The organism is Enterococcus sp. AZ050 (genome assembly GCF_051715085.1).
GTDB classification, from domain to species: domain Bacteria; phylum Bacillota; class Bacilli; order Lactobacillales; family Enterococcaceae; genus Enterococcus; species Enterococcus faecalis.
In genome coordinates this window covers 366,730-389,098 of record NZ_JBIOTC010000001.1, presented here as the reverse complement: position 1 = coordinate 389,098, position 22,369 = coordinate 366,730, and the positions used below count along the sequence as shown (strand labels likewise).

At 38.0% G+C, this 22,369-nt stretch carries 21 protein-coding genes; 16 read left to right on the top strand and 5 right to left on the bottom strand.

Annotated features, from left to right (window positions below; translation table 11 throughout):
• The first annotated feature begins 14 nt into the window (after positions 1–14).
• Complete coding sequence (locus IGJ04_RS01860) at positions 15–968, top strand: LysR family transcriptional regulator (protein ID WP_438839834.1); 954 nt, start codon at positions 15–17, stop codon at positions 966–968.
• Positions 969–1,127: 159 nt separating this feature from the next.
• On the opposite strand, the gene IGJ04_RS01855 is transcribed toward IGJ04_RS01860, so the two are convergent.
• Positions 1,128–2,174: a GntR family transcriptional regulator gene (locus tag IGJ04_RS01855; protein ID WP_096397784.1), complete on the bottom strand. Its 1,047-nt coding sequence runs from the start codon at positions 2,172–2,174 to the stop codon at positions 1,128–1,130.
• 156 nt (positions 2,175–2,330) lie between these two features.
• Here IGJ04_RS01855 and IGJ04_RS01850 point away from each other — a divergent pair, with 156 nt between their 5' ends.
• From IGJ04_RS01850 to IGJ04_RS01835, 4 genes are all read left to right on the top strand, one after another.
• Positions 2,331–3,620, top strand: a complete 1,290-nt coding sequence (locus IGJ04_RS01850; protein ID WP_438839833.1) for a glycoside hydrolase family 125 protein — start codon at positions 2,331–2,333, stop codon at positions 3,618–3,620.
• An 11-nt stretch (positions 3,621–3,631) separates the two neighbouring features.
• The gene (locus IGJ04_RS01845) at positions 3,632–6,322 is read left to right on the top strand and encodes an alpha-mannosidase (protein ID WP_438839832.1); all 2,691 of its coding nucleotides are present in this window, start codon (positions 3,632–3,634) and stop codon (positions 6,320–6,322) included.
• 161 nt (positions 6,323–6,483) lie between these two features.
• The gene (locus IGJ04_RS01840; RefSeq protein ID WP_104855391.1) at positions 6,484–7,647 is read left to right on the top strand and encodes a pyridoxal phosphate-dependent aminotransferase; all 1,164 of its coding nucleotides are present in this window, start codon (positions 6,484–6,486) and stop codon (positions 7,645–7,647) included.
• Positions 7,648–7,772: 125 nt separating this feature from the next.
• Positions 7,773–8,663, top strand: coding sequence for a phosphate ABC transporter substrate-binding protein PstS family protein (locus IGJ04_RS01835; RefSeq protein ID WP_002357425.1), 891 nt, complete (start codon positions 7,773–7,775; stop codon positions 8,661–8,663).
• A 40-nt stretch (positions 8,664–8,703) separates the two neighbouring features.
• On the opposite strand, the gene pnpS is transcribed toward IGJ04_RS01835, so the two are convergent.
• Entirely contained in the window at positions 8,704–10,479 is a 1,776-nt protein-coding gene (pnpS, locus tag IGJ04_RS01830; protein WP_002413857.1) for a two-component system histidine kinase PnpS, read from the bottom strand.
• Positions 10,476–11,186 (bottom strand): response regulator transcription factor, encoded by a 711-nt coding sequence (locus IGJ04_RS01825; protein WP_002360193.1) that lies wholly within the window; start codon positions 11,184–11,186, stop codon positions 10,476–10,478. Before IGJ04_RS01825 ends, pnpS begins: the two co-directional genes overlap by 4 nt.
• Positions 11,187–11,348: 162 nt before the next feature.
• Between IGJ04_RS01825 and IGJ04_RS01820 the strand changes: the two genes are divergently transcribed.
• The 3 genes from IGJ04_RS01820 (at position 11,349) to ffh (ending at position 13,658) form a co-directional block, all read left to right on the top strand.
• Entirely contained in the window at positions 11,349–11,813 is a 465-nt protein-coding gene (locus IGJ04_RS01820) for a DUF523 domain-containing protein (RefSeq protein ID WP_438839831.1), read from the top strand.
• An 83-nt stretch (positions 11,814–11,896) separates the two neighbouring features.
• The gene (locus IGJ04_RS01815) at positions 11,897–12,235 is read left to right on the top strand and encodes a putative DNA-binding protein (protein WP_002357429.1); all 339 of its coding nucleotides are present in this window, start codon (positions 11,897–11,899) and stop codon (positions 12,233–12,235) included.
• A gap of 4 nt (positions 12,236–12,239) precedes the next feature.
• Positions 12,240–13,658, top strand: a complete 1,419-nt coding sequence (gene ffh, locus IGJ04_RS01810) for a signal recognition particle protein (RefSeq protein WP_002361897.1) — start codon at positions 12,240–12,242, stop codon at positions 13,656–13,658.
• 74 nt (positions 13,659–13,732) lie between these two features.
• Here the strand turns inward: ffh and IGJ04_RS01805 are convergent, their stop codons facing one another.
• Both IGJ04_RS01805 and IGJ04_RS01800 read right to left on the bottom strand, forming a co-directional pair.
• Positions 13,733–14,488 (bottom strand): MerR family transcriptional regulator, encoded by a 756-nt coding sequence (locus tag IGJ04_RS01805; RefSeq protein WP_438839830.1) that lies wholly within the window; start codon positions 14,486–14,488, stop codon positions 13,733–13,735.
• 117 nt (positions 14,489–14,605) lie between these two features.
• Positions 14,606–15,160 carry an NADPH-dependent FMN reductase gene (locus tag IGJ04_RS01800; protein WP_002357432.1) on the bottom strand — a complete coding sequence of 185 codons (555 nt, stop codon included), beginning with the start codon at positions 15,158–15,160 and terminating at the stop codon, positions 14,606–14,608.
• A 141-nt stretch (positions 15,161–15,301) separates the two neighbouring features.
• Between IGJ04_RS01800 and IGJ04_RS01795 the strand changes: the two genes are divergently transcribed.
• From IGJ04_RS01795 to recJ, 8 genes are all read left to right on the top strand, one after another.
• The gene (locus tag IGJ04_RS01795; protein ID WP_438839829.1) at positions 15,302–16,105 is read left to right on the top strand and encodes a GNAT family N-acetyltransferase; all 804 of its coding nucleotides are present in this window, start codon (positions 15,302–15,304) and stop codon (positions 16,103–16,105) included.
• Positions 16,106–16,251: 146 nt separating this feature from the next.
• Complete coding sequence (rpsP, locus tag IGJ04_RS01790) at positions 16,252–16,527, top strand: 30S ribosomal protein S16 (RefSeq protein ID WP_002357434.1); 276 nt, start codon at positions 16,252–16,254, stop codon at positions 16,525–16,527.
• Between the two features lie 11 nt (positions 16,528–16,538).
• Positions 16,539–16,784 (top strand): KH domain-containing protein, encoded by a 246-nt coding sequence (locus tag IGJ04_RS01785; RefSeq protein ID WP_002357435.1) that lies wholly within the window; start codon positions 16,539–16,541, stop codon positions 16,782–16,784.
• Positions 16,785–16,904: 120 nt separating this feature from the next.
• Complete coding sequence (locus IGJ04_RS01780) at positions 16,905–17,471, top strand: hypothetical protein (protein ID WP_002357436.1); 567 nt, start codon at positions 16,905–16,907, stop codon at positions 17,469–17,471.
• Positions 17,472–17,685: 214 nt separating this feature from the next.
• Positions 17,686–18,627 carry a ribonuclease Z gene (gene rnz, locus IGJ04_RS01775; RefSeq protein ID WP_002360200.1) on the top strand — a complete coding sequence of 314 codons (942 nt, stop codon included), beginning with the start codon at positions 17,686–17,688 and terminating at the stop codon, positions 18,625–18,627.
• Positions 18,628–19,416 carry an SDR family NAD(P)-dependent oxidoreductase gene (locus IGJ04_RS01770; protein ID WP_002357438.1) on the top strand — a complete coding sequence of 263 codons (789 nt, stop codon included), beginning with the start codon at positions 18,628–18,630 and terminating at the stop codon, positions 19,414–19,416. It begins immediately after the preceding gene.
• Positions 19,417–19,432: 16 nt separating this feature from the next.
• On the top strand, positions 19,433–19,900 hold the full coding sequence (locus IGJ04_RS01765; RefSeq protein WP_002357439.1) for a LapA family protein: 468 nt from the start codon (positions 19,433–19,435) through the stop codon (positions 19,898–19,900).
• A gap of 154 nt (positions 19,901–20,054) precedes the next feature.
• Entirely contained in the window at positions 20,055–22,367 is a 2,313-nt protein-coding gene (gene recJ, locus IGJ04_RS01760) for a single-stranded-DNA-specific exonuclease RecJ (RefSeq protein ID WP_438839828.1), read from the top strand.
• Positions 22,368–22,369 lie beyond the last annotated feature (2 nt).

Here is a 22,369-nt window from a genome sequence, read left to right as displayed (position 1 = left end):
TGGAGGAAAAAGTGTTGAATATTCAACAAATGAAGTATGTTGCTGCCATAGCTAACAATGGGAGTTTTCGGGAAGCAGCCAAAAAACTATTTATTACACAACCTAGCTTGTCAAATAGTATTCGGGAATTAGAAGAAGAACTAGGGATTTCCCTCTTTTTACGTACCAATAAGGGCGCTTTTTTAACAGAAGAAGGAATGGTTTTTTTAGAACAAGCAGAGAAAGTTTTAGTTCAAATGGAGTTATTGGAAAATCGCTATCGCGAGACAGTGACCAGCGAACGATTCTCCATCTCTTCGCAACATTATGATTTTTTAGGTGAGGTAATTGCCAAAGTTCTTAAAAAGTATGGGGATCAATATAAAGATTTTCGTGTCTTTGAAACCACGACCTTAAAAGTAATTGAAGATGTCAAAGGATTTCACAGTGAGTTGGGGATTATTTATTTAAATGAACAAAATAGTGTCAGTATTGAACGGTATTTAGAACAAGCTAATCTAGCCTACGAGGTAATTAGTACTTTTAATACACACATTTTTTTAGGAAATCATCATCCTTTAGCCAAGCAAAAAGAAATTCATTTAGAGGAATTAGTTCCCTATCCACAAGTTCGCTTTAATCAAGAAGGAAGCAATTTTTCCTATTTTTCTGAAGATTTAGTTGAAATTCCTGAACAGGAATCGGTCATTCATACTACGGATCGTGGAACCTTGATGAATTTGTTGGTAGAAACCAATGCTTATGCTTCTGGTTCAGGAGTCGTAACGGGTTTTACGAAGAAAGAAATTCGGTTAGTGCCATTGGCGCCAGCTTTGGAAAATCGTATTTGTTTACTCTTTCCCAAAAATCGGGAAATCAGTCCAATTGGTCGCTACTTTATCAAAGAACTAAAAGCGTTGTTTAAAAAAGAGGTAGATACCAAAACATTTAGCACTATAAAAAGAAGAGGTCGGGACAGAAGTGTTTAACTCCGAGAAATAAGAAGGAATTTCCGAAAATTGTTCTTTAATTTTTGGAGAATTTCGGCTTATTTCCGAAGGAGTTGCTTCTGTTCCCGCCGTTTATTAGTTTTTGAGCGTGGAGCAAAAATCCAAAGTGATTTTTGTCCCATGCTCTTCTTTTTTGGCTCATTTTGAAACAGTAGAAATGGTTTCTCTTTCAATTAATGTGACAGGCACTTGAATGTCTTCTATGATTTGAAGGTCTTGTTGCATCGTTTGTAATAACACTTCACCAGCTAGTTTTCCCATTTCTTTAAAGTCTTGCGCCATGGTTGTTAATGGCGGTTCGACAAATGCTGCTGCTTGAATATCGTCAAAACCAATAATCGATAATTCTTCTGGCACATGAATACCTAGGTTTTTACAGTTTCGTAAACAATGTAACGCGCTGAAGTCATTATCGCAGACCACGGCTGTGAGTTGGTGCGCCTCAAAATACTGTTTAAAGTTGTGTTCATCTAAGAGATTGGTTTCCGTGATTGCTGTATGAAACGCCAGATTGGCTTCTTTTAAAGCTTGGAGATAACCTAAATAACGTTGCCGAACGGATTGTAGGGCCGGACTTCCTGAAAGGATATATCCAATTTTCGTATGTCCTAAGCCAATTAAGCGTTCGGTTGCTGTTTTACCACCAGCAAAGTTGTCTGACTGAATGGTTGCAAAAGGTAAATCATGGATCTTTTTATCCAAGACAACGACTGGAAAATTCATCAAAGCCAACTCAAACAATAAGTCGAGGTAGTCATTACTAGTAGCAGCATAATAGACAAGCCCGGCAAACTCATTCACAATGTCCGCAGCATTTTTCTCTCTCAAAAAATTAGGCGAGGTCATAAAGACTTCTAAACCAGCTGCTTGAATAGTAGGGGCCAAACCGCTATAGAAATTTCCTACTGATAAATCGTCTGCAAAAGGCAATAAAAAAAGAACTTTATTTAAAGAAGTATGGAGAGGATGCTTTGGTGCTTGAACAAAACTTCCTTTTCCTTGGTGACGTTGGATTATGCCTTGCGTTTCCAATTCAGTTAGCGCTCGTTTGGACGTAATTCTACTGACGTTAAACTGAGCCGATAATTCTTTTTCGGTAGGCACTTGTGCTCCAACAGGCAATCGCCCTGAATCAATTTCATTTTGTAAATAATCAATAATTTGTTGATATAATGGTTGCTTCATTCATTTCACCTCACAATAAGATATATCTTATTTATAGTTTACCATAAATTAATTGGTTTTAAAATGAAAAAAATGATCGAAATCACTAGACAAAGTGAAATGTAAACGCTATAATTCAATTGTGAAATGATATATCAAATTTAAGAGGTGACGAGAATGGTTTATACAGAAGTTCCAAAATCCGTAGCAACATTTATGGAGACAATTACAGAAAAATGCGGTGAAGCACATCAAGATTGGGCAAAAAACTTTCAGGCGGCCTTTGCCAATACTTTACTAACAACAGTGAAACGTCAAGAAGATGGTACTACCTTTTTATTAACAGGCGATATTCCAGCAATGTGGTTGAGAGACTCAACAGCACAAGTTCGTCCCTATTTAGTGATTGCGAAAGAAGACGAAGACCTTGCTCAAATGATTGCTGGGTTGGTTAAGCGCCAGTTTCGTTATATTTGCATTGATCCTTATGCCAATGCGTTTAATGAAACAGATAATCATGCAGGCCATCAAACTGATAAGACCGAAATGAATGGCTGGATTTGGGAACGGAAATATGAAATTGATTCATTATGTTACCCGGTCCAATTAGCCTATTTACTTTATAAAAATACTGGGATGACCGAACAATTTAATTCAGATTTTGTGGAAGGCGTCAAAAAAATTCTCAACGTTTTTACAACAGAACAAGATCACGCACAGTCACCTTATTTATTTGAACGAGATACGTGGCGTCAAGAAGATACGTTGGTTGAAGCAGGGAAAGGAACGCCAGTCGGCAAAACAGGGATGACATGGTCAGGCTTCCGTCCTAGTGATGATGCCTGCCAATATGGTTACTTAGTTCCTTCTAATATGTTTGCAGTCGTAATTTTAGGCTATATTCAAGAAATTTTCTCTGATGTTTTAGAAGATGCTACGATTGTGGCGATTGCTAAAAAATTACAAGAAGAGATTGAAGAAGGCATCCAAACATTTGGACGAACAAAAAATCAAAATAACGAAACGATTTATGCGTATGAAGTGGATGGCTTAGGCAATGCAAGCGTGATGGATGACAGTAATGTTCCCAATTTAGTAGCAGCCCCTTATCTGGGTTATTGTTCAACAGAGGATGAACAATATTTAACAACCCGTCAAACCTTATTAAGTAAAGAAAATCCTTACTTCTATGAAGGTAAATGCGCGAAAGGGATTGGTAGCTCGCATACACCAGAAAATTACGTGTGGCCGATTGCTTTAGCAATGGAAGGAATGACAACCAAAGATAAAGCAGAAAAAGAACGAATTTTAGATTTATTAGTTGCCACAGATGCGGGGACTCATTTGATGCATGAAGGTTTTGACGTAGATAACCCTGAAAATTATACAAGAGAATGGTTTTCATGGGCTAATATGATGTTTTGTGAATTAGTTATGGATTATTTTGACATCCGAGTGGAAAAATAGGAGGAAAAGTGATGACAAAGAAAAAAGTCTATATTGTTTCCCATAGTCATTGGGATCGTGAATGGTATCTTCCTTATGAAGAACATCATATGCGCTTAATTGAATTAGTGGATAATGTATTAGATTTAATTGAAAATGATCCAGAGTTTAACAGTTTCCATTTAGATGGACAAACGATTATCTTAGACGACTATTTACAAGTTCGCCCAGAGAAAAAAGAAGCCGTGAAAAAAGCTGTCCAAGCAGGCAAACTAAAAATCGGACCATTTTATATTTTACAAGATGACTTTTTAATTAGCTCTGAATCCAATGTTCGAAACATGCTGATTGGGCATTTAGAAAGTCAAAAATGGGGAGCACCAGTTCAATTAGGTTACTTCCCGGATACATTTGGTAACATGGGTCAAACGCCTCAAATGATGCAATTAGCAAATCTGCCTGCGGCTGCCTTTGGACGCGGGGTGAAACCGATTGGCTTTGATAATCAAGTCTTAGAAAGCGACTATAGCTCACAATATTCTGAAATGTGGTGGGAAGGTCCGGACCAAACCAAAATTTTCGGCTTGCTTTTTGCAAACTGGTATAGTAACGGGAACGAAATTCCTTCAGAAAAAGAAGCGGCAATCGCTTTTTGGAAACAAAAATTGGCTGATGTGGAACGTTACGCTTCCACAAACCATTTATTGATGATGAATGGGGTCGACCACCAACCGGTACAAAGAGATATTACTAAGGCCATCGCTTTAGCCAATGAACTATTCCCAGAATATGAATTTATTCATTCCAATTTCGATGACTATTTGAAAGCTGTTCAAGAGGAGTTACCAGAAGATTTAGGAACAGTAACAGGTGAATTAACGAGTCAAGAAACGGATGGCTGGTACACATTAGCCAATACTTCTTCTGCTCGCGTCTATTTAAAACAGTGGAACACAAAAGTCCAACGCCAATTAGAAAATATCGCAGAACCTTTAGCAGCAATGGCTTACGAAGTAACTGGCGACTACCCACATGACCAATTTGATTATGCTTGGAAAACATTGCTTCAAAACCATCCGCACGATAGTATTTGTGGCTGTTCTGTCGACGAGGTTCACCGAGGCATGATGACTCGCTTTGAAAATGCCAATGATGTCGGGCATTTCTTAGCAGATGAAGCAACACGACAATTAACAGAAGCAATTGATACAAGTGTTTTCCCAGAAAAAGCGCACCCGTTTGTTTTATTTAATACTAGTGGCTATCAGAAAACGGAGGTTGTCACTGTGGAAGTGGAGATTGAACGATTGCCATTTTATACAGGAAAACCTGAAGATCTTTATCATGAATTAAAACAAAAAGCCACCCCAGATTATCAAGTGATTGATCCAACTGGAAAAGCCGTTGCAAGCCGTATTGTCAAAGAAGATGTTCGTTTTGGTTACGATTTACCTAAAGATGCTTTCCGTCAACCGTACATGGCCAAATACTTAACGGTCGAATTATCTGTCAAAGAAATGGCGCCATTCTCTTGGGATAGCTTTGCATTGATTCAAGGAGAAACGAAAGCTTTTGAAGGAAGTCTTTTGGCTCAACCAGCAACAAATGAAATGGAAAACGAATTTATTCAAGTGAAAATTGAAAACAATGGTAGCTTAACCATTGCTGACAAAAAAACAGGAGAAACATTTTCAAAATTATTAACATTTGAAGATACTGGCGATATTGGGAATGAATATATCTTTTTCAAACCGACCGAAGACCAAGGAATTACAACTGAAAATGTAACGGCTGAAATCACGAATAAAGAAAATTCCCCTGTAAAAGCAAGTTATCAAATTAAACAAACTGTCATGTTACCAGTTGCAGCAGATGAACGATTAGAAGAAGAACAAAAGGCTGTTTGTGAGTTTAGAGAACGCCAAGCACAACGTTCAACGACGCTTCGCCCGTTCGAAATAACGACAGTGGTTACAATGATCAAAGAAAGTAACCAATTGTTCTTTGAAACAACCATTAATAATCAAATCAAAGATCATCGTTTACGCGTGCTTTTCCCAACTGGCATGGTCACAGAAACACACGAAGCGGATAGTATTTATGAAGTCGTGACACGACCAAATCAAGTAAGCGATACATGGGAAAATCCAACAAACCCGCAGCACCAACAAGCGTTTGTGAATGTTCATGACCAAAACAAAGGCGTGACTATCTTCAATGAAGGCTTAAATGAGTATGAAGTCTTGGCAGATGGAACCATTGCGGTCACATTAATTCGTTGTGTTGGCGAACTAGGTGATTGGGGCTATTTTGCGACACCAGAAGCACAATGTCAAGGAGAATATACCTTTAAATATGGTTTGTCATTGCATGGCAAACCAGAAGAACGCTTTGCTACGTATCAACAAGCCTATAGTGCACAAATTCCTTTTACTGCAGCTACTACTGCGCGTCATGAAGGTAAACTAGCACCGAACCATGTCTACTTGACAACGGCAGAAGGACCAATTGGTTGGACAGCCGTTAAACGTCAAGAGCAAACGAATCATTTAGTCGTTCGTGGCTTTAATCTAACAGCGCAAAATATTCCTTGTGAACTTCACAAAGAGACACAACCAGCGACTTGTTTAACAAATGTATTAGAAGAACCGTTGACACCAGCGATAGAAATCGATGCACCATTACGTCCGTTTGAAATTCGGACATGGCGTTTCGAAAAATAAATAAATAGGAGAACTTTGTTGAAAAGGACAAAGTTCTCCTATTTTCTTCTCTGTCGTTTTTTTGAGATATTTATAATAAAAATCTAGCGAAACAATGAGAAAATCATTCATTTTACGGTCAATTTGTGCTACTATAACGTCAACTGAAGGAGTGAAGCTAAATGGATTTAACCAATCGTTTTAATCGTCAAGTAAATAAAATTGCTGTTTCTTTAATTCGTCAATTTGACGAACAAGTCTCAGGAATTGAAGGTATTTTAAAATTAACGCTAGGAGAGCCGGATTTTAACACACCTGAGCATGTCAAAAAAGCAGCCAAAGAAGCAATTGATGCGAATTTTTCTCATTATACAGGGATGTCTGGTTTATTAGATGTCCGTGAAGCAGCCGCTTATTTTATGAAAGAAAAGTATCATTTGACTTACCAGCCTGCGACAGAAATTTTAGTAACAGTTGGAGCAACAGAAGCGATTTCAGCTTCGTTATTAGCAATTTTAGAACAAGGTGACAAAGTGCTATTGCCAGCACCTATTTACCCAGGGTATGAACCAATTATTACATTGGCGGGGGCGGAACCGGTATATTTGGATACACGAGACAACGATTTTGTCTTGACCCCTGAAATGATTGAAGCGGCAATGGCCGAGCATGGGGAACAAGTCAAAGCAATTATTTTAAATTATCCTAGCAACCCAACTGGTGTCACCTATAACCGCCAAGAGTTGCAAGCAATTGCTGATGTTCTAAAAAAATACGACATTTTTGTGATTAGTGATGAAATTTATAGTGAGTTAACTTATGATGAGAGTCATGTTTCGATTGCTGAAATGTTACGTGACCAAACGATTTTAATTAACGGTTTGTCGAAATCACATGCTATGACAGGCTGGCGGATTGGCTTTATTTTTGCACCAGCGATTTTAACAGCGGAGATCATTAAAGTTCATCAGTATTTAGTTACTGCGGCTGCAACTGTGTCTCAAAAAGCGGCTGTTCGTGCCTTAATCGAAGGAATGCATGATGCTGAAATTATGAAAGAAGAGTATCGGAAACGGCGCGATTTTGTTTATGAACAGATGACTCAATTGGGGTTTGAGGTTGCACGTCCAAATGGCGCCTTTTATATTTTTGCTAAGATTCCTACTGGTTATGAACAAGATTCTATGAAATTTTGTATTGATTTAGCGCAAAAAGAAGCAGTAGCGTTGATTCCAGGTATTTCTTTTGGTCCAGAAGCAGAAGGATACGTCCGAATTAGTTATGCGTCCGATATGGATAAATTGACAACGGCCATGGAACGAATTGCACATTACATGGCGACCTAACGCGTAACGCACTAGCCTTTATAGATTCTTTACACACCTTTACCTTTTATTTACATTTAATTGAAACAGAATTAACAGAGTCTTGGTAGACTAAACTTGTAACTAATTGAAAAGGAAGTGCAAAGATGAAAAAACGTGTAATTGCAGCAACTATGCTGAGTCTAGGGTTATTATTAACTGGGTGCGGAGCTCAAGGAGGCACAACTGAAAAATCCAGCGAAGCGGATAGTAACAAACCAGTTAAAATTGTCGCTGTTGGTTCCACCGCTTTACAACCGTTAGTAGATGCTGCGAAAGATCAATTTACACAAGAACATCCTAATTATACAGTTTCTGTCCAAGGTGGCGGCAGCGGAACAGGACTTTCGCAAGTTGCAGATGGCGCAGTGACCATTGGAAATTCCGATGTGTTTGCCGAAGAGAAAGATGGCGTGGATGCCTCTAAATTAGTTGATCATCGGGTGGCCGTGGTTGGTATGGGACCAGTGGTCAACAAAGAAGTCGGCGTGAAGAATTTAACGAAGCAACAATTGATTGATGTCTTTACTGGCAAAGTCAAAAACTGGAAAGAAGTGGGCGGCAAAGATCAAGAAATCGTCGTAATAAACCGCGCAAACGGAAGTGGCACCCGAGCAACATTTGAAAAATGGGGCTTAGATGGAGCTAAACCAGTTCAATCACAAGAACAAGATTCTTCGGGAACAGTTCGTAAAATTGTTGAACAAACACCAGGAGCAATCAGCTATTTAGCTTTTTCTTATATGGATGATTCCACTGTTGCCTTAAGCATTGATGGTGTTGAACCAAAAGAAGAACACGTGAAAGACAATTCATGGAAAATCTGGTCTTATGAACATATGTATACAAAAGGGGAGCCTAATAAAGAAGTAAAAGCCTTCTTAGACTATATGGTCACCGATGATGTTCAAAAGACAATTGTCAAAGACTTAGGTTATTTAGCCATCACAGATATGCAAGTAGAACGTGATGTAAATGGAAAAGTAACTGAAAAATAAACAAAAAACTCAGCCAATAAACAGGATTGGCTGAGTTTTTTTAGGCTTCTTTTTTTGTTAAAGGTAAGGTGATTGTAAAAGTGGTCCCTAAGCCTAAGTGACTATCAATGGCGATTTTACCGCCTAATAATTCTGTGTAATTTTGGACAATAGCTAGACCTAGACCGGTGCCACCAGAATGACGGCTACGTGCTTTATCGACACGATAGAACCGTTCAAAGATCCGTTCTTGGTCTTTTTGACTAATGCCAATGCCAGTATCTTGAACAGATAAACGTAATTGCTGATTTTCAATAGCATAAGAAATAGTAATCTGTCCATTTTCTTGGGAATACTGAATGGCATTTTCAATTAGATTCTTCACGATTGGATAAAACAATTCGTATTTGGTGAAAAACTGGCTCTCTGGCAGACCATGAACGACTGTTTTCAGCTGTTTTGCTGCCAATTGTTGCTGATAAGAACCGAGAATTTCTGTAATAAATTTTTCTAAAGTAATTTCTTGTTCTGCATAAGGAATTGTCGCGCTGCCCCGAGAAAGTTCTAAAATTTCTTGAATTAATTGTTGCAGACGCTGGGCATCTTTTTGCATGATGTGCAAAAATTGATCAAGGACTTTCGGATCTTCTTTGGCGCCATCTATGAGTGTCTCGGTAAAGCCCAAAAGAGAAGTGACAGGCGTTTTTAATTCATGAGACACGTTTGATACAAAATCTTTTTGCATTTTTTCTAGTTGGCGAACGCGCGTTAAATCATAGGCAATTCCTAACACTTGATAATCATTGGCGCTTTGATCATCCAAGTAACGAAGAGAAAGATCTAAGCGTAAAGGTGTTGGTCCTTGTGTCACAGTGATTTCTTGATGTAAGCTGTTTTTTTCAGCAACGACTTGATGGATTAAATGAATCAAATCGGCGTCTTGAATCACTTCAAGATAATTGCTTTGCATATTTTTAGCAGAGAGTCCTAACATTTCCTGCATTTTAGGGTTCAACAGACGAAGCCGTCCTTGCGTATCAATGATAAAGACACCAATCATCAGCTCATCTAAAAGTTCGTGAAATTGCTCATCTGCAGATGTATACGCTTTATACGTTTGACTTACTTGTTGACTCAGTAAGTTAATAGTTTCGTAAAGTTCATTCCATTCAGAAGATTGCTGGATAATGGATCGATTTTCATCTGGATGCTTAAGCATTCGTTTCAGAATCGGTAAGACAGTCACTAGCGGTTGATTTTTTTGCCGTAACAATAAAAAAATAAACAAGGTAATTAGTAGGAACAAGATGCCAAATGTAAAGATAATATAGCGACGAAAAGATTGGATATTTTTAGAAAATAGCGCAGTTTGTTCCGAAATCCGAATAATACCAACGATTTCTCCTGATTTTAAAACAGGCGTGGCAACGTACAGAAGTTCTTTATTTAACGTTTTACTCTTTCGTAAAGCTGAACCATAGGTAGCTCCTGATAGAACCGCAGCGATTTCAGGTCGTTTTTTGTGCGACTCTAGCGGTTCATTTTGGCTGCTGTCAAAAAAGACGGTACCATTTTTTTGCAACAAAGTTACCCGTTCTTCTGCATCATCTAACGCATGGGTGACAAGGAGTTGTTGTTGGTTTGTCAGTTGTCCTTTTTCGAAAACGGAAGGGGGCAACTGGTCTGTTAAAAGGGTATTTTTTCTTCTTAAATAGGTTTCTTGCTGAGCAACCATTTCTTTTTGAAAGAAAAAATTGGTCGCTGCAATACTCCCGACAAATAATAAAAGCATGACTGCCGCAACTAAAAAATATTCAATCCGCAGTCTCTTTTTCATCGTTTTGGCTCCTGAAAACGGTAGCCAAAGCCGCGGACAGTTACTAAGTAAACGGGCCGTTTGGGATCAGGCTCGATTTTATCACGTAAATGACTAATGTGGACATCGACGATGCGACTTTGTCCAGCGAAGTCATATTGCCAAATTCGTTCCAACAAGGTTTCCCGATTAATGACCCGATCTTTGCGTTTCATGAAGTAAACGAGTAATTCAAATTCTTTCGGTGTTAGCTCAATGGGCTGATTGCGCACAAAGACTTCATAATTTTGTTCATCTACACGAATCTCGCCAATCACAAGCGGAGCTTTAGGTGTGTCCTCTTGAAGCGGTTCGGTCGTGGTAGGTTTTAAACGACGGAAAATAGCTTTCATGCGTGCTAAGACTTCTCTGGGACTAAAAGGTTTTGTTAAATAATCATCTGCCCCAATTTCTAAGCCGATGATTTTATCTACTTGTTCATCTTTGGCAGTTAAAATCAAAATAGGCGTGTCAATTTTTTCTCGACGAAGTGCCTTGGTAATTTCTAAGCCATCCATACCAGGAAGCATTACATCTAAAATTATAAAATCATATTGATTAGACAAAGCTAATTCGAAGCCGTTTTTACCATCTTCGGAAGTAGTCACCTGATAGCCTTCTTTTTCCAAATTAAAGGTTAACAAAGTTAAAATCGATGGTTCATCATCGACGACAAGAACTTTTTTCATTTACATAACTCCTTCAAGAAATTTCTGAAAATAAGTGTATATTTCACTATTGTTAGTTTAACATATTTTTAGAGGAAGAACGTACTTTAAAGTAAGCGAGAATGCTACTTTTGAGAAAAGTCAACTCATGGTATAATAGAGAAATGAAATGAGGAGAAGCGAATGATTGGTATTAGTAGTTGCTTAGGTGGGATTTGTTGCCGTTATGATGGAAAATCTCAAGAACAAGAAGCGTTAAAACAACTTGTAACTAATGGAAAAGCAATAATGATTTGTCCCGAAGTTTTAGGAGAGTTGCCCATTCCACGTCCGCCAGCAGAAATCATTGGCGGGGACGGCTTCGATGTTTGGGCGAATACTGCTTATGTATATACGGATAACGGGGAAGATGTCACTGAGGCATTTAAAGCAGGGGCACAACGCGCGTATCAAAAATTAAAAGCCCAACAAATTACAACCTTGATTTTGAAAGAAAAAAGTCCCAGCTGTGGCAGCCAGCTGATTTATGATGGACAATTTTCTGGCATTAAAAAAGCTGGAGTTGGAGTCGCAACTGATTATTTTATTCAACAAGGAATGACCGTTTATTCTGAAGAAACATGGCAACTTGCGGACATTTCTTTTTAAAAGGTAAAAACTTAGTAAAAAAAGATTGACTATTCCCTATGAAATCGGTAACCTATAAGGGATTGAAGATGGGAGCACGGCTCATGGAAATGGAAAAAACAAACCGCATGAATGCGTTATTTGAATTTTATTCGACATTATTAACGGAAAAGCAGATGAATTATATGGAGCTTTACTATGCTGATGACTTTTCTTTAGGAGAAATTGCGGAAGAATATGAGGTTAGTCGCCAAGCGGTTTATGATAACATTAAACGAACCGAAAAAATTTTAGAAGAATATGAAAAAAAGTTACATCTTTATTCAAACTATGTTGTACGGAAAGAATATCTTGAACAACTACAGCAGTATGTTCAAGAAACTTATCCCAAAGATAGTGAAATCAAAAAATATATTGAACAAATTCAAGAAATAGAGGAATGAAACTATGGCTTTTGAGAGTTTAACAAACCGCCTACAACAGGCAATGAGTAAAATCCGTCGTAAGGGAAAAGTTTCCGAAGCCGACGTAAAAGAAATGATGCGAGAAATCCGTTTGGCTTTATTAGAAGCCGACGTTAATTTACAAGTGGTCAAAGATTTCACAAAACGCGTCAGAGAACGGGCAGTAGGAGTCGAAGTATTAGAAAGCTTATCACCAGCCCAACAAATTGTAAAAATTGTTGATGAAGAATTAACGAAAACGTTAGGTTCAGAAACGGTTGAACTGAATAAATCTCCAAAAATCCCGACAGTGATTATGATGACAGGGTTACAAGGGGCTGGTAAAACAACTTTTACTGGTAAATTAGCAAAACACTTAATGAAAACTGAAAACGCTCGTCCGCTTTTAATCGCTGGTGACGTTTATCGTCCAGCAGCGATTGATCAGTTGAAGGTTTTAGGTCAACAATTAGAAGTTCCCGTTTTTGATATGGGAACAGATGCTAATCCAGTGGAAATTGTTCGTCAAGGGTTAGCGTTAGCAAAAGAAAAGAAAAATGATTATGTCTTAATTGATACGGCCGGCCGTTTACACATTGACGAAGCTTTAATGGACGAATTGAAACAAATTAAAGAGTTGGCTGATCCCAATGAAATTCTGTTAGTTGTTGATGCGATGACGGGGCAAGATGCTGTCAACGTTGCAGATAGTTTTAATGAACAGCTTGGAATTACTGGGGTTGTTATTACCAAAATGGACGGCGATACTCGTGGGGGGGCTGCGCTGTCAATTCGGGCAGTAACGGGCGCTCCGATTAAATTTGTCGGTTCTGGTGAAAAATTAACCGATTTAGAAATTTTCCATCCCGATCGTATGTCGAGTCGTATCCTAGGTATGGGGGACATGTTGACGCTAATTGAAAAAGCGCAACAAGATTACGATGAGAAAAAAGCAGAAGAACTTGCTCAAAAAATGAAAGAAAACAGTTTTGACTTTAACGATTTCATTGAGCAATTGGATCAAGTTATGGGCATGGGACCGATTGAAGACTTATTAAAAATGATCCCTGGGATGAGTAACATGCCTGGTATTGAAAATGTCAAAGTCGATCCAAAAGATGTGGCACGGAAACGGGCGATGGTCCTATCAATGACTCCTGCAGAACGTGAAAATCCTGATCTATTAAATCCTAGTCGCCGCCGCAGAATTGCAGCCGGTTCAGGAAATAGTGTGGTTGAAGTCAATCGTATGATTAAACAATTTAAAGAATCCAAAAAAATGATGCAACAAATGTCCAAAGGGGATATGAACATTCCTGGTATGGATCAAATGCTAGGTGGCGGTGTTAAAGGCAAGCTAGGTAAAATGGCCATGAATCGTATGATGAAGAAAAACAAAAAAAAGAAAAAGAAAAAAAGATAAACAGGCTTTAGTTAATTATCATAAGAAACAGAAAGTGCGCCATCAGTCTCTTCGACTGATGGCGCACTTTCTGTTTAAGCGTAGTTTTGGATAATTGCGTTTAACGCTTCGGCAAAACCAGCACCGTGTTGTTCATAATATGACGTAAATCGTTCATCGCCAACATACATAAGGCCTAACCCTTTGTGTGCTTCTGGCGAATAGCTTGACCAAGAGTACATTAAGCAATCTTTGTGTAATTGGAAAATTTCTTGCGCAAGTTGCCTAGTCAACTTGGGTGATTTTTGATACATGGCTAACTTAGAAAATAAATCTTTTTCCACGTTCTGCATTGCTTGCATGTCTTTTTCCGTCAAGTTTAAATATTTTTTGTTGGCTTGTTCAATCGTTTCGTTGCCATATTTTTCCCGAATCTCTTTACCATATTTTTCTTCGTTTTCTTGAACTCGATGTTGTTTGAATGCTTCGAATTTTTGCTGATCTGACATGTTTATCTCTCCTTTGTAATGGTGTAAGGTTTGTTGAACAGAGGCTAAAAGACGATCAATTTCATTGCGCTTTTCCAATAGTTTTTGTTGATGCTCGTATAAAGCCTGTTCAACATTAAAGTCAGGTTGCTCCAAAATTTCTTTAATTTCATCTAGTTTCAGATCCAATTCACGGTAAAAAAGAATTTGTTGCAAACGATTCACCTCGGCTTGCCCGTAAATTCGATAACCAGAAGAATTAATTCTGGCTGGTTGAAGAAGACCAATTTCATCATAATATCGTAACGTCCGTGCACTGACGCCAGATAGTGAAGCCATTTTTTTAATTGTATATTCCATCATTCATTCCTCCTGACAAAATCTATCATAAACCTTTACGTAACGAGAGGGTCAAGTAAAAAAATAAAAAAAGTGAGACAACCTGTAAAAAGTTGCCTCACTTTTTCTCGATTGATTCAATTAGGCAGTTAAGCGATTAAAGAAATCCACGTAAGCATCTACAATTGATTGTAAGAAGCCAACAGTGCCATCAATAATTTTACCATCTTCACCAATTAAGTTCGTAATACCGCCAATATAGGCTTCAGGTTGTTGTAAAGTTGGAACATTTAAGAAGACTAATGATTGTCTTAAATGATGGTTCGCACCAAATCCGCTAATTGCACCTGGTGAAACACTCACCACAAGTCCTGGTTTTTTATCCCAAACGCTTTCGCCATACGGACGTGAACCGACATCCAATGCATTTTTTAAAACAGCTGGTACTGAACGGTTATATTCTGGTGTTACAAACATCACACCATCTACTTGTTTGACTTCTTCACGGAATGTTGTCCAAGCTTCGGTGGGGGTTCCTTCATCATCCAAATCTTGATTGTATAATTCTAAATCACCAATGTTAATAAAAACAGGTTCGAAATCAGCTGGAAATAAGTCCGCCATTGTTTTTGCTACCAATTTGTTAAATGAATCTTTTCTTAAACTCCCTACAAAAATACCAATTTTTTTTGTCATGTAAATCCCTCCATTTTTCTTTTACTTACTTTATGATAGTACTTTTTCGAAAAAAGCGCAAACGTTTTATCCTTGTACATTGTTGAACTTCGTAACTTCACGTATAATAGCTAGTAAAAGGATGATTAAAGGAGCAACTGCTTGAATAAAAAAATAAATTGGCGCCGACAGTTAACACCGTTGGAGAAACAAACATTGACTGAATTAAGAAACAAGGAAATGATTAAACAAGGAACTTTTTATAAATTGGAACAAACATTTCCTGAGGAATCAGCTTATACTTATTATGGTTTATACAGGAAGGAACAAACCATACAAGCGTATATCGTAGGGTATTGTTTTGATGGGGAAACCTTGGAAGCGACGATTGTTGCGCCAAATGTAGGGCCATTTTTTGAAGAACTTGTTCAAGAACTCGAAAAGCAAGCAGCTTTGTGGGGAATGAAAGAAGTCTTTCTCGTGATGGACGACAAGCAATCTGTTGGCCTGAATTATTTTAATAGACAAGGAATTGTGCCAGCTTTTTCAGAACAGTATCTGGTTTTTCAAAGAGAAACTTACTCACAGGATTTGGCGAAGCTGACACTTCTCCGACCACAAGTGGCTGATTTGCATTCCTTGGCTAGGTTACTCGAAGGTACGCCTTTGCCGGAGGACCTTCAACGAACACTTATTTATAAAGAAAACAATCAACTTTTAGCCACGCTACGTTTGGATCATTTTGAAAACGAATGGGGGATTTATGGCTTTGTTGTGACAAAAACGCAACGAGGTCGCGGTCTTGGCCGTCAAGTGTTACAGTCTGCGCTCCGAATGATTTTAGAAAAGTCAGCCTCAGCGACTATTTTTTTAGAAGTTGAAACAGAAAATCAAGCAGCGCTTCATCTCTATCAAACAGAAGGCTTTCAAGTGAGAAACCAGTACAACTATTATCAAATTTTGTAAAAATTCTTCATTATTTCGTTTGTTTTCCTGCAAATTGGCTAAAAAAATTGAAAAAAAGTAAAGGTGTCAAGAAAAAACTCTTTACATGTTGTTGTTAATCTGTTAAACTAACTCTTGTGATTAAGTTAATGGAGGTGTATTTAATAATGGCAGTTAAAATTCGTTTAAAACGTATGGGTTCTAAAAAGAGTCCTTTTTACCGTATTGTAGTAGCTGATTCTCGTTCTCCTCGTGATGGACGTTTCATCGAAACTGTAGGTACTTACAACCCTTTGAAAGACCCTGCAGAAGTAGTTTTAAAAGAAGATTTAGTTTTAGATTGGTTATCTAAAGGTGCGCAACCTTCTGATACAGTTCGTAACATCCTTTCAAAAGAAGGCGTTATGAAAAAACATCATGAAGCTAAAAACGTTAAGAAATAAGGTGATTGAATATGGCAGATGTGAAAGAGTTAATTTTAACTATTGTCCGTCCGTTAGTCAGTCAACCTGAAGCAGTCTCATTAGAAATTGAGGAATCAACTGATTTCCTCGAGTATAATTTGACTGTGGCCAAAGAAGATATTGGACGTATCATTGGTAAACAAGGGCGTGTTGCAAAAGCAATTCGGACAATTGTTTATAGTGTACGTATCGATGGTCCGAAAAAGGTCCGTTTAAATATTCTTGATGGTAAATAAGCATTAACAAGGAGGTAGCCTAGCTATCTTCTTTTTTTATACATAACCAAAAAGTTTTCATTGCTAGAGACAGGCCTTTCTTGCTAAAATAGATGTATCCAGAATAAAGGAGCGATTTGTATGGCAAAACGAATTATCATTATGAACTTTGATATTGAAAGTAAATCGTACCAAGCATTTTCCGAAATAAAAAAGATGCAGGCAGAAAGACAGCTTAAAGGTGAGCAAATGGCGGTTGTTACGCATGTTAATGATGGCCAGCATCAATTTAAAATCAATGATTTTATCGATTTTACAGGCAACAATCATACATCAAAAGATAGCATGATTGGGATGCTAGTAGGCATATTAGGTGGTCCTCTGGGCATTCTTTTTGGCTGGTTTGCTGGAAGTATGTATGGTGCAAGCAAAGATGCCAAAGAAATTCAAGAAGCACAAACGGTTTTTGAACATGTGATTCAAAAGATTGATGAAGGACAAACGGGATTGTTATTAATTGCAGAAGAAGAAGACAACCGTCCACTCAACCAGTTGGTTATGTTTGACTTAGGTGGCGAAATCACGCGGCTTGATTTAGAGGAAGTCCAACAAGAAATTAACGATGCGAACGAAGTTGCAAATGAAGCGAAACAATCGTGGCAAGCAAAAAAAGAACAACATAAAGAAGCGACATCGAAAGAAGAATAAGGATCAAAGACTGTTTTCTGAATAAAGGGAAACAGTCTTTTAAAATACTAAGAAATCACGGTTTTTTATGGTAGTTTGCTAATTTTTTGTTATTTTATCGTAAAATGCGGTAAACTAAGAAGAAAACTTTGAGAAAATAGATAAATTATTATTTGCTAAAGGAGCAAACTTCTTCTAAAATAAAAAGGAAGTTTAAAAGAAAGTATGGTAGCAGATGGAAATACAATTTTTAGGAACAGGCGCTGGTGTGCCAGCAAAACATCGCAATGTCACAGGGATTGCGTTGAAATTATTAGATGAACGAAATGCAGTTTGGCTCTTCGATTGTGGGGAAGGGACGCAATTGCAAATTTTAAAAAGTAGTATTCGCCCAAGAAAAATTGAAAAGATTTTTATTACACATTTACATGGGGATCATATTTTTGGTTTACCTGGTTTGTTAAGTAGTCGTTCTTTTCAGGGCGGGACAGAACCTTTAGAAATCTATGGACCAGTTGGGATTGCTGATTTTGTTAAAACTTCTTTACGGGTCTCGCAATCGCGGTTGTCCTATCCACTGAAATTTATTGAATTAACGAAAGAAAATGACGTTATTTTTAAAGATAAACAATTCACTGTTCGCTGTAATATCTTGGACCATGGCATCACGAGCTTTGGCTATCGAATTGAGGAAGCAGCGCATGAAGGAGAATTACAAGTAGAGAAACTTCAAGCTTTAGGGATTCCTTCTGGGCCGTTGTATGGCAAACTCAAACGTGGTGAAACGATTGTTTTTGATGGACAGGAAATTAATGGACAAGCGTTTGTGGGAGAGCGTAAACCTGGACGAATCGTGACGATTTTAGGAGACACTCGCAAAACTAAAAATAGCGTAACCTTAGCACGACGAGCGGATGTTTTAGTCCATGAAAGTACGTTTAATAAACACGAAGCAAAAATGGCAAAAGCCTACTTCCACTCAACCAGTCAACAAGCAGCTGAAGTTGCAAAAGAAGCGCAAGTAAAACAACTTATCTTAACGCATATTAGTGCCCGTTATTTAACCAAAGAGGCCTATCAGCTTCAAGAAGAAGCCCAAGAAATTTTCCCCAATACAAAAATCGTAAAAGATATGGATATCATTGAGATTCCATTTGCCAATGAAGGAGGAGCTTAGATGGATTTAACAAATAAAGTCGTTGTCGTAACTGGAGGTTCAGCTGGTTTAGGTGAACAAATTTGTTATGAAGCAGCTAAACAAGGGGCGGTCGTCGTTGTCTGCGCCCGCAGAATTAATTTGATTGGTAAAGTTCGCGAGCAGTGTGCTGTTTTAAGCGGACGAGAAGCATTTTCTTATCAATTAGATATTGCCGATCCAGAAAGTGTTGAACGTGTGGTTGAAGCTATTTCAGCAGAAGTTGGTCCTATAGATGTTTTAGTCAACAATGCTGGTTTTGGCTTGTTTGAAAATTTTGTTGAAATTGACTTGGCTGTTGCACGCCAAATGTTTGATGTCAACGTTCTAGGAATGATGACGTTTACTCAAAAAGTAGCTATTAAAATGATTGAAGCTGGGCAAGGACATATTATCAACGTTGCTTCAATGGCTGGGAAGATGGCTACAGCTAAATCAACCGTTTATTCTGCAACGAAATTTGCTGTGTTAGGTTTTTCAAATGCTTTACGTTTAGAATTGAAACCGTTGGGTGTAGCAGTAACGACTGTCAATCCAGGACCAATCCAAACAGAATTCTTTGATAAGGCGGACCCGACAGGCACTTATCTAGCTGCGGTGGATAAAATTGTTTTAGACCCTACGAAATTAGCGAAAGAAGTGGTTGGGAGTATGGGGACTTCTCGACGTGAGATTAATCGTCCGTTTGTCATGGAAGCAGCTGCCCGCTTTTATACATTGTTTCCACATTTAGGAGATTTCATAGCGGGAAATATTTTAAATAAAAAATAAAGGAGTCAATCAAGTCATGAAAAATCAATGGCGTGTTATTTTGGGCCTTGTGTTGGTCTTAATTGTTGTTATTTTTGCTGTTTTAAATAATCAAGCTGTTCCAGTAAACTTTGGTTTTACTAAAATTAGTGGACCGTTAATCTTAATTATTTTAGGTTCTGCAATTATTGGCGCACTAGTTGGGTTACTAACCTCCACAACCACTATTTGGAACCAACGTAAAGAATTAAAAGCTGTACAAAAAGAGTTGGATATTTATAAAAATGATATGGATAAATTAGTCAAAGAAGAAACGGAAAAAGTTCAACGTTCATTTGATAATCAATTGGCTGATTTGCAAGCCAAACAAGCGGCAGCACCACAAGTCGCAGAACCAGTGGTCAACGAACAAACATCAAACACAGAAGTAGATGCCACGCCTGTGTCAGGTAGTCGTATTGATCGTTATGTGAAACCTCGTGTGAATGAAGAGGAACAAAAATAAGGAAGAGACTTTATCACTAAGTTTCTTTTAAAATAAAACTGTGATATCTGCTATTTATCTAACAGATATCACAGTTTTTTTCTCAGATTTAAAAAAATGCTTTCTTTAGTTTTTGGAAAAATTTTGCTATAATTACTTGGTTAGGAGTGACGTCGTGAAAAAATCAAACTATCAATGGCAGTTACAGACAAAGACAGAATTACCTGTAGAATTTATAGAACAATTAAAAAAAGAAGAAATTAATCCATTAATTGGCCAACTTTTATGGCACCGCAATATCCGGACAGAAGAAGCATTACGTAAGTTTCTACATCCGACTATCGAAGATATTTATGATCCGTTCTTAATGCATGATATGGAGAAAGCGGTAGCCCGCATCCAGCAAGCCGTCGAAGCGGGTGAACAAATCCTTGTCTATGGGGATTATGATGCAGATGGCATCACTAGTACCACGGTTATGAAAGAAGCAATCGAATTAGTCGGTGGCATGGTTCAGTACTTTCTACCGAATCGTTTTGTTCATGGATATGGGCCTAATAAAGACGTATTTGCTGAACAAATTGAACAAGGAGTCCAATTAATTGTAACCGTTGATAATGGTGTAGCTGGACATGAAGCAATTAACTACGCTATGGCTCAAGGGGTAGATGTAATCGTCACTGACCATCATGAATTGCCTGAACAATTACCAGAAGCCTATGCGATTGTCCACCCTAGACATCCGCAAGGAGATTATCCTTTTGGAGATTTAGCTGGTGTTGGCGTGGCTTTCAAAGTCGCTACTGCGTTACTTGGTGAATTACCAATTGAGTTATTAGATTTGGTAGCAATTGGGACAATTGCTGACTTGGTTTCATTAACCGATGAAAATAGAACGTTTGTCAAAATGGGCCTTCAAATGATTCAAACTGGTGATCGAATTGGTTTAGACGTTTTATTACAAGAAGCGGGTGTGAAAAAGGAAGCTGTTTCAGAAGAATCAATTGGCTTTACCATTGGACCTCGTTTAAACGCATTAGGTCGATTAGGGGAAGCCGCACCAGGTGTTGAATTGATGACTACATTTGATGAAGAACAAGCGCTGGAAATCGCTAAATATATCGATCAACAAAACAATGAACGAAAAGACATTGTAACGACGATTGCCAAAGAAGCGCTGGATTTAATCGACCCGAATGCGCCGGTCCATATTTTAGCGAAACAAGGCTGGCATGAAGGCGTCTTAGGGATTGTCGCGGGCCGCATTATGCAAGAAACGGGGAAACCAACCATTATTTTAGCAATAGATGAATCTGGTACGACCGCTAAAGGCTCTGGACGTAGCATTAGCGCATTGAATCTCTATGAGGCGTTGAACGAAGTGCGTGAGCAATTCACTCATTTTGGTGGGCATCATATGGCAGCGGGAATGACTTTACCTGTTGAAAATATTCCTTTTGTTCAAGAACATTTGGCACACTTTATTGAAAAAAATCAAATTGATATGGCTAATGGACAAGAGTTACTTATTAGTGAGAGCTTAGCGGTTTCGCAGGCAACGACTGCTTTTATTGATCAATTGCGTATTTTGGCGCCTTTTGGGACTGATAATACTGTGCCAACTTTTGTATTTAAGGAAATCACGCCTACGCAAATTCGGCAAATTGGTGCAGATAATACACATCTGAAATTTCAAATGAATCAAGAAGGGGCACAATTGGATGCAATTGCTTTTCAAATGGGGCCTCAAGCGGATGAACTAGCACAAGGAACCGCCGATGTGGCAGGCCAACTTTCCATCAATGAATGGAATGGTCGTAAGAAACCACAATTAATGGTGACTGATTTTGCTGTATCTGGAAGACAATTATTTGATTTTCGTGGCAAAAATAATCAAACGAAACCAATTCCTTCAGAAGCAACAGCTTATCTTTTGTTTGATGAAAAAAATCAAAAATTCATTTCAGATCCAACCGCTAATATTATTGTTTGGTCAAACCAAGAAGAATTGGTGGAAGCTGTTTCTCAAAATCAAATCGAACAACTGGTTTTTGTCGACTGTCCTGTGGAATCAATCACGGTTAAAGAAATTGTTGAAGCAACTGAGATACAACGTATATACATGATGTTTATTTCACCAGAAGAAGCTTATTTAAACGGTATGGCTTCACGTGAACAATTTGCAACATTGTATAAATTTATTTTGCAGCAAAAAGAAGTAAATCTACGTTCCCAGCTATCGAAGGTGGCAAATTACTTAAATATCCAAGAAAAATTATTAATTTTCATGATACAGGTGTTTTTTGACTTAGGATTTGTTACAATAGAAAGCGGTGTTTTAAACAGTATTGAGAAACCCGACAATCGACCATTGACTGAAAGTCAAGTGTACCAACAACGATTGAAAAAAATAAAAACAGAAGAATTTCTACTTTACAGTGATTGTCAAACAATACAACAATGGCTGTGGAATGAGGAGGACAAATAAAA

What these genes read in the sequence shown, in the direction of transcription:
- IGJ04_RS01855 (WP_096397784.1), bottom strand. Translation starts at nt 2,174, where the DNA reads ATGAAGCAACCATTATATCAACAAATTATTGATTATTTACAAAATGAA.
- IGJ04_RS01850 (WP_438839833.1), top strand. Translation starts at nt 2,331, where the DNA reads ATGGTTTATACAGAAGTTCCAAAATCCGTAGCAACATTTATGGAGACA.
- IGJ04_RS01845 (WP_438839832.1), top strand. Translation starts at nt 3,632, where the DNA reads ATGACAAAGAAAAAAGTCTATATTGTTTCCCATAGTCATTGGGATCGT.
- IGJ04_RS01840 (WP_104855391.1), top strand. Translation starts at nt 6,484, where the DNA reads ATGGATTTAACCAATCGTTTTAATCGTCAAGTAAATAAAATTGCTGTT.
- IGJ04_RS01835 (WP_002357425.1), top strand. Translation starts at nt 7,773, where the DNA reads ATGAAAAAACGTGTAATTGCAGCAACTATGCTGAGTCTAGGGTTATTA.
- pnpS (WP_002413857.1), bottom strand. Translation starts at nt 10,479, where the DNA reads ATGAAAAAGAGACTGCGGATTGAATATTTTTTAGTTGCGGCAGTCATG.
- IGJ04_RS01825 (WP_002360193.1), bottom strand. Translation starts at nt 11,186, where the DNA reads ATGAAAAAAGTTCTTGTCGTCGATGATGAACCATCGATTTTAACTTTG.
- IGJ04_RS01820 (WP_438839831.1), top strand. Translation starts at nt 11,349, where the DNA reads ATGATTGGTATTAGTAGTTGCTTAGGTGGGATTTGTTGCCGTTATGAT.
- IGJ04_RS01815 (WP_002357429.1), top strand. Translation starts at nt 11,897, where the DNA reads ATGGAAATGGAAAAAACAAACCGCATGAATGCGTTATTTGAATTTTAT.
- ffh (WP_002361897.1), top strand. Translation starts at nt 12,240, where the DNA reads ATGGCTTTTGAGAGTTTAACAAACCGCCTACAACAGGCAATGAGTAAA.
- IGJ04_RS01805 (WP_438839830.1), bottom strand. Translation starts at nt 14,488, where the DNA reads ATGATGGAATATACAATTAAAAAAATGGCTTCACTATCTGGCGTCAGT.
- IGJ04_RS01800 (WP_002357432.1), bottom strand. Translation starts at nt 15,160, where the DNA reads ATGACAAAAAAAATTGGTATTTTTGTAGGGAGTTTAAGAAAAGATTCA.
- rpsP (WP_002357434.1), top strand. Translation starts at nt 16,252, where the DNA reads ATGGCAGTTAAAATTCGTTTAAAACGTATGGGTTCTAAAAAGAGTCCT.
- IGJ04_RS01785 (WP_002357435.1), top strand. Translation starts at nt 16,539, where the DNA reads ATGGCAGATGTGAAAGAGTTAATTTTAACTATTGTCCGTCCGTTAGTC.
- IGJ04_RS01780 (WP_002357436.1), top strand. Translation starts at nt 16,905, where the DNA reads ATGGCAAAACGAATTATCATTATGAACTTTGATATTGAAAGTAAATCG.
- rnz (WP_002360200.1), top strand. Translation starts at nt 17,686, where the DNA reads ATGGAAATACAATTTTTAGGAACAGGCGCTGGTGTGCCAGCAAAACAT.
- IGJ04_RS01770 (WP_002357438.1), top strand. Translation starts at nt 18,628, where the DNA reads ATGGATTTAACAAATAAAGTCGTTGTCGTAACTGGAGGTTCAGCTGGT.
- IGJ04_RS01765 (WP_002357439.1), top strand. Translation starts at nt 19,433, where the DNA reads ATGAAAAATCAATGGCGTGTTATTTTGGGCCTTGTGTTGGTCTTAATT.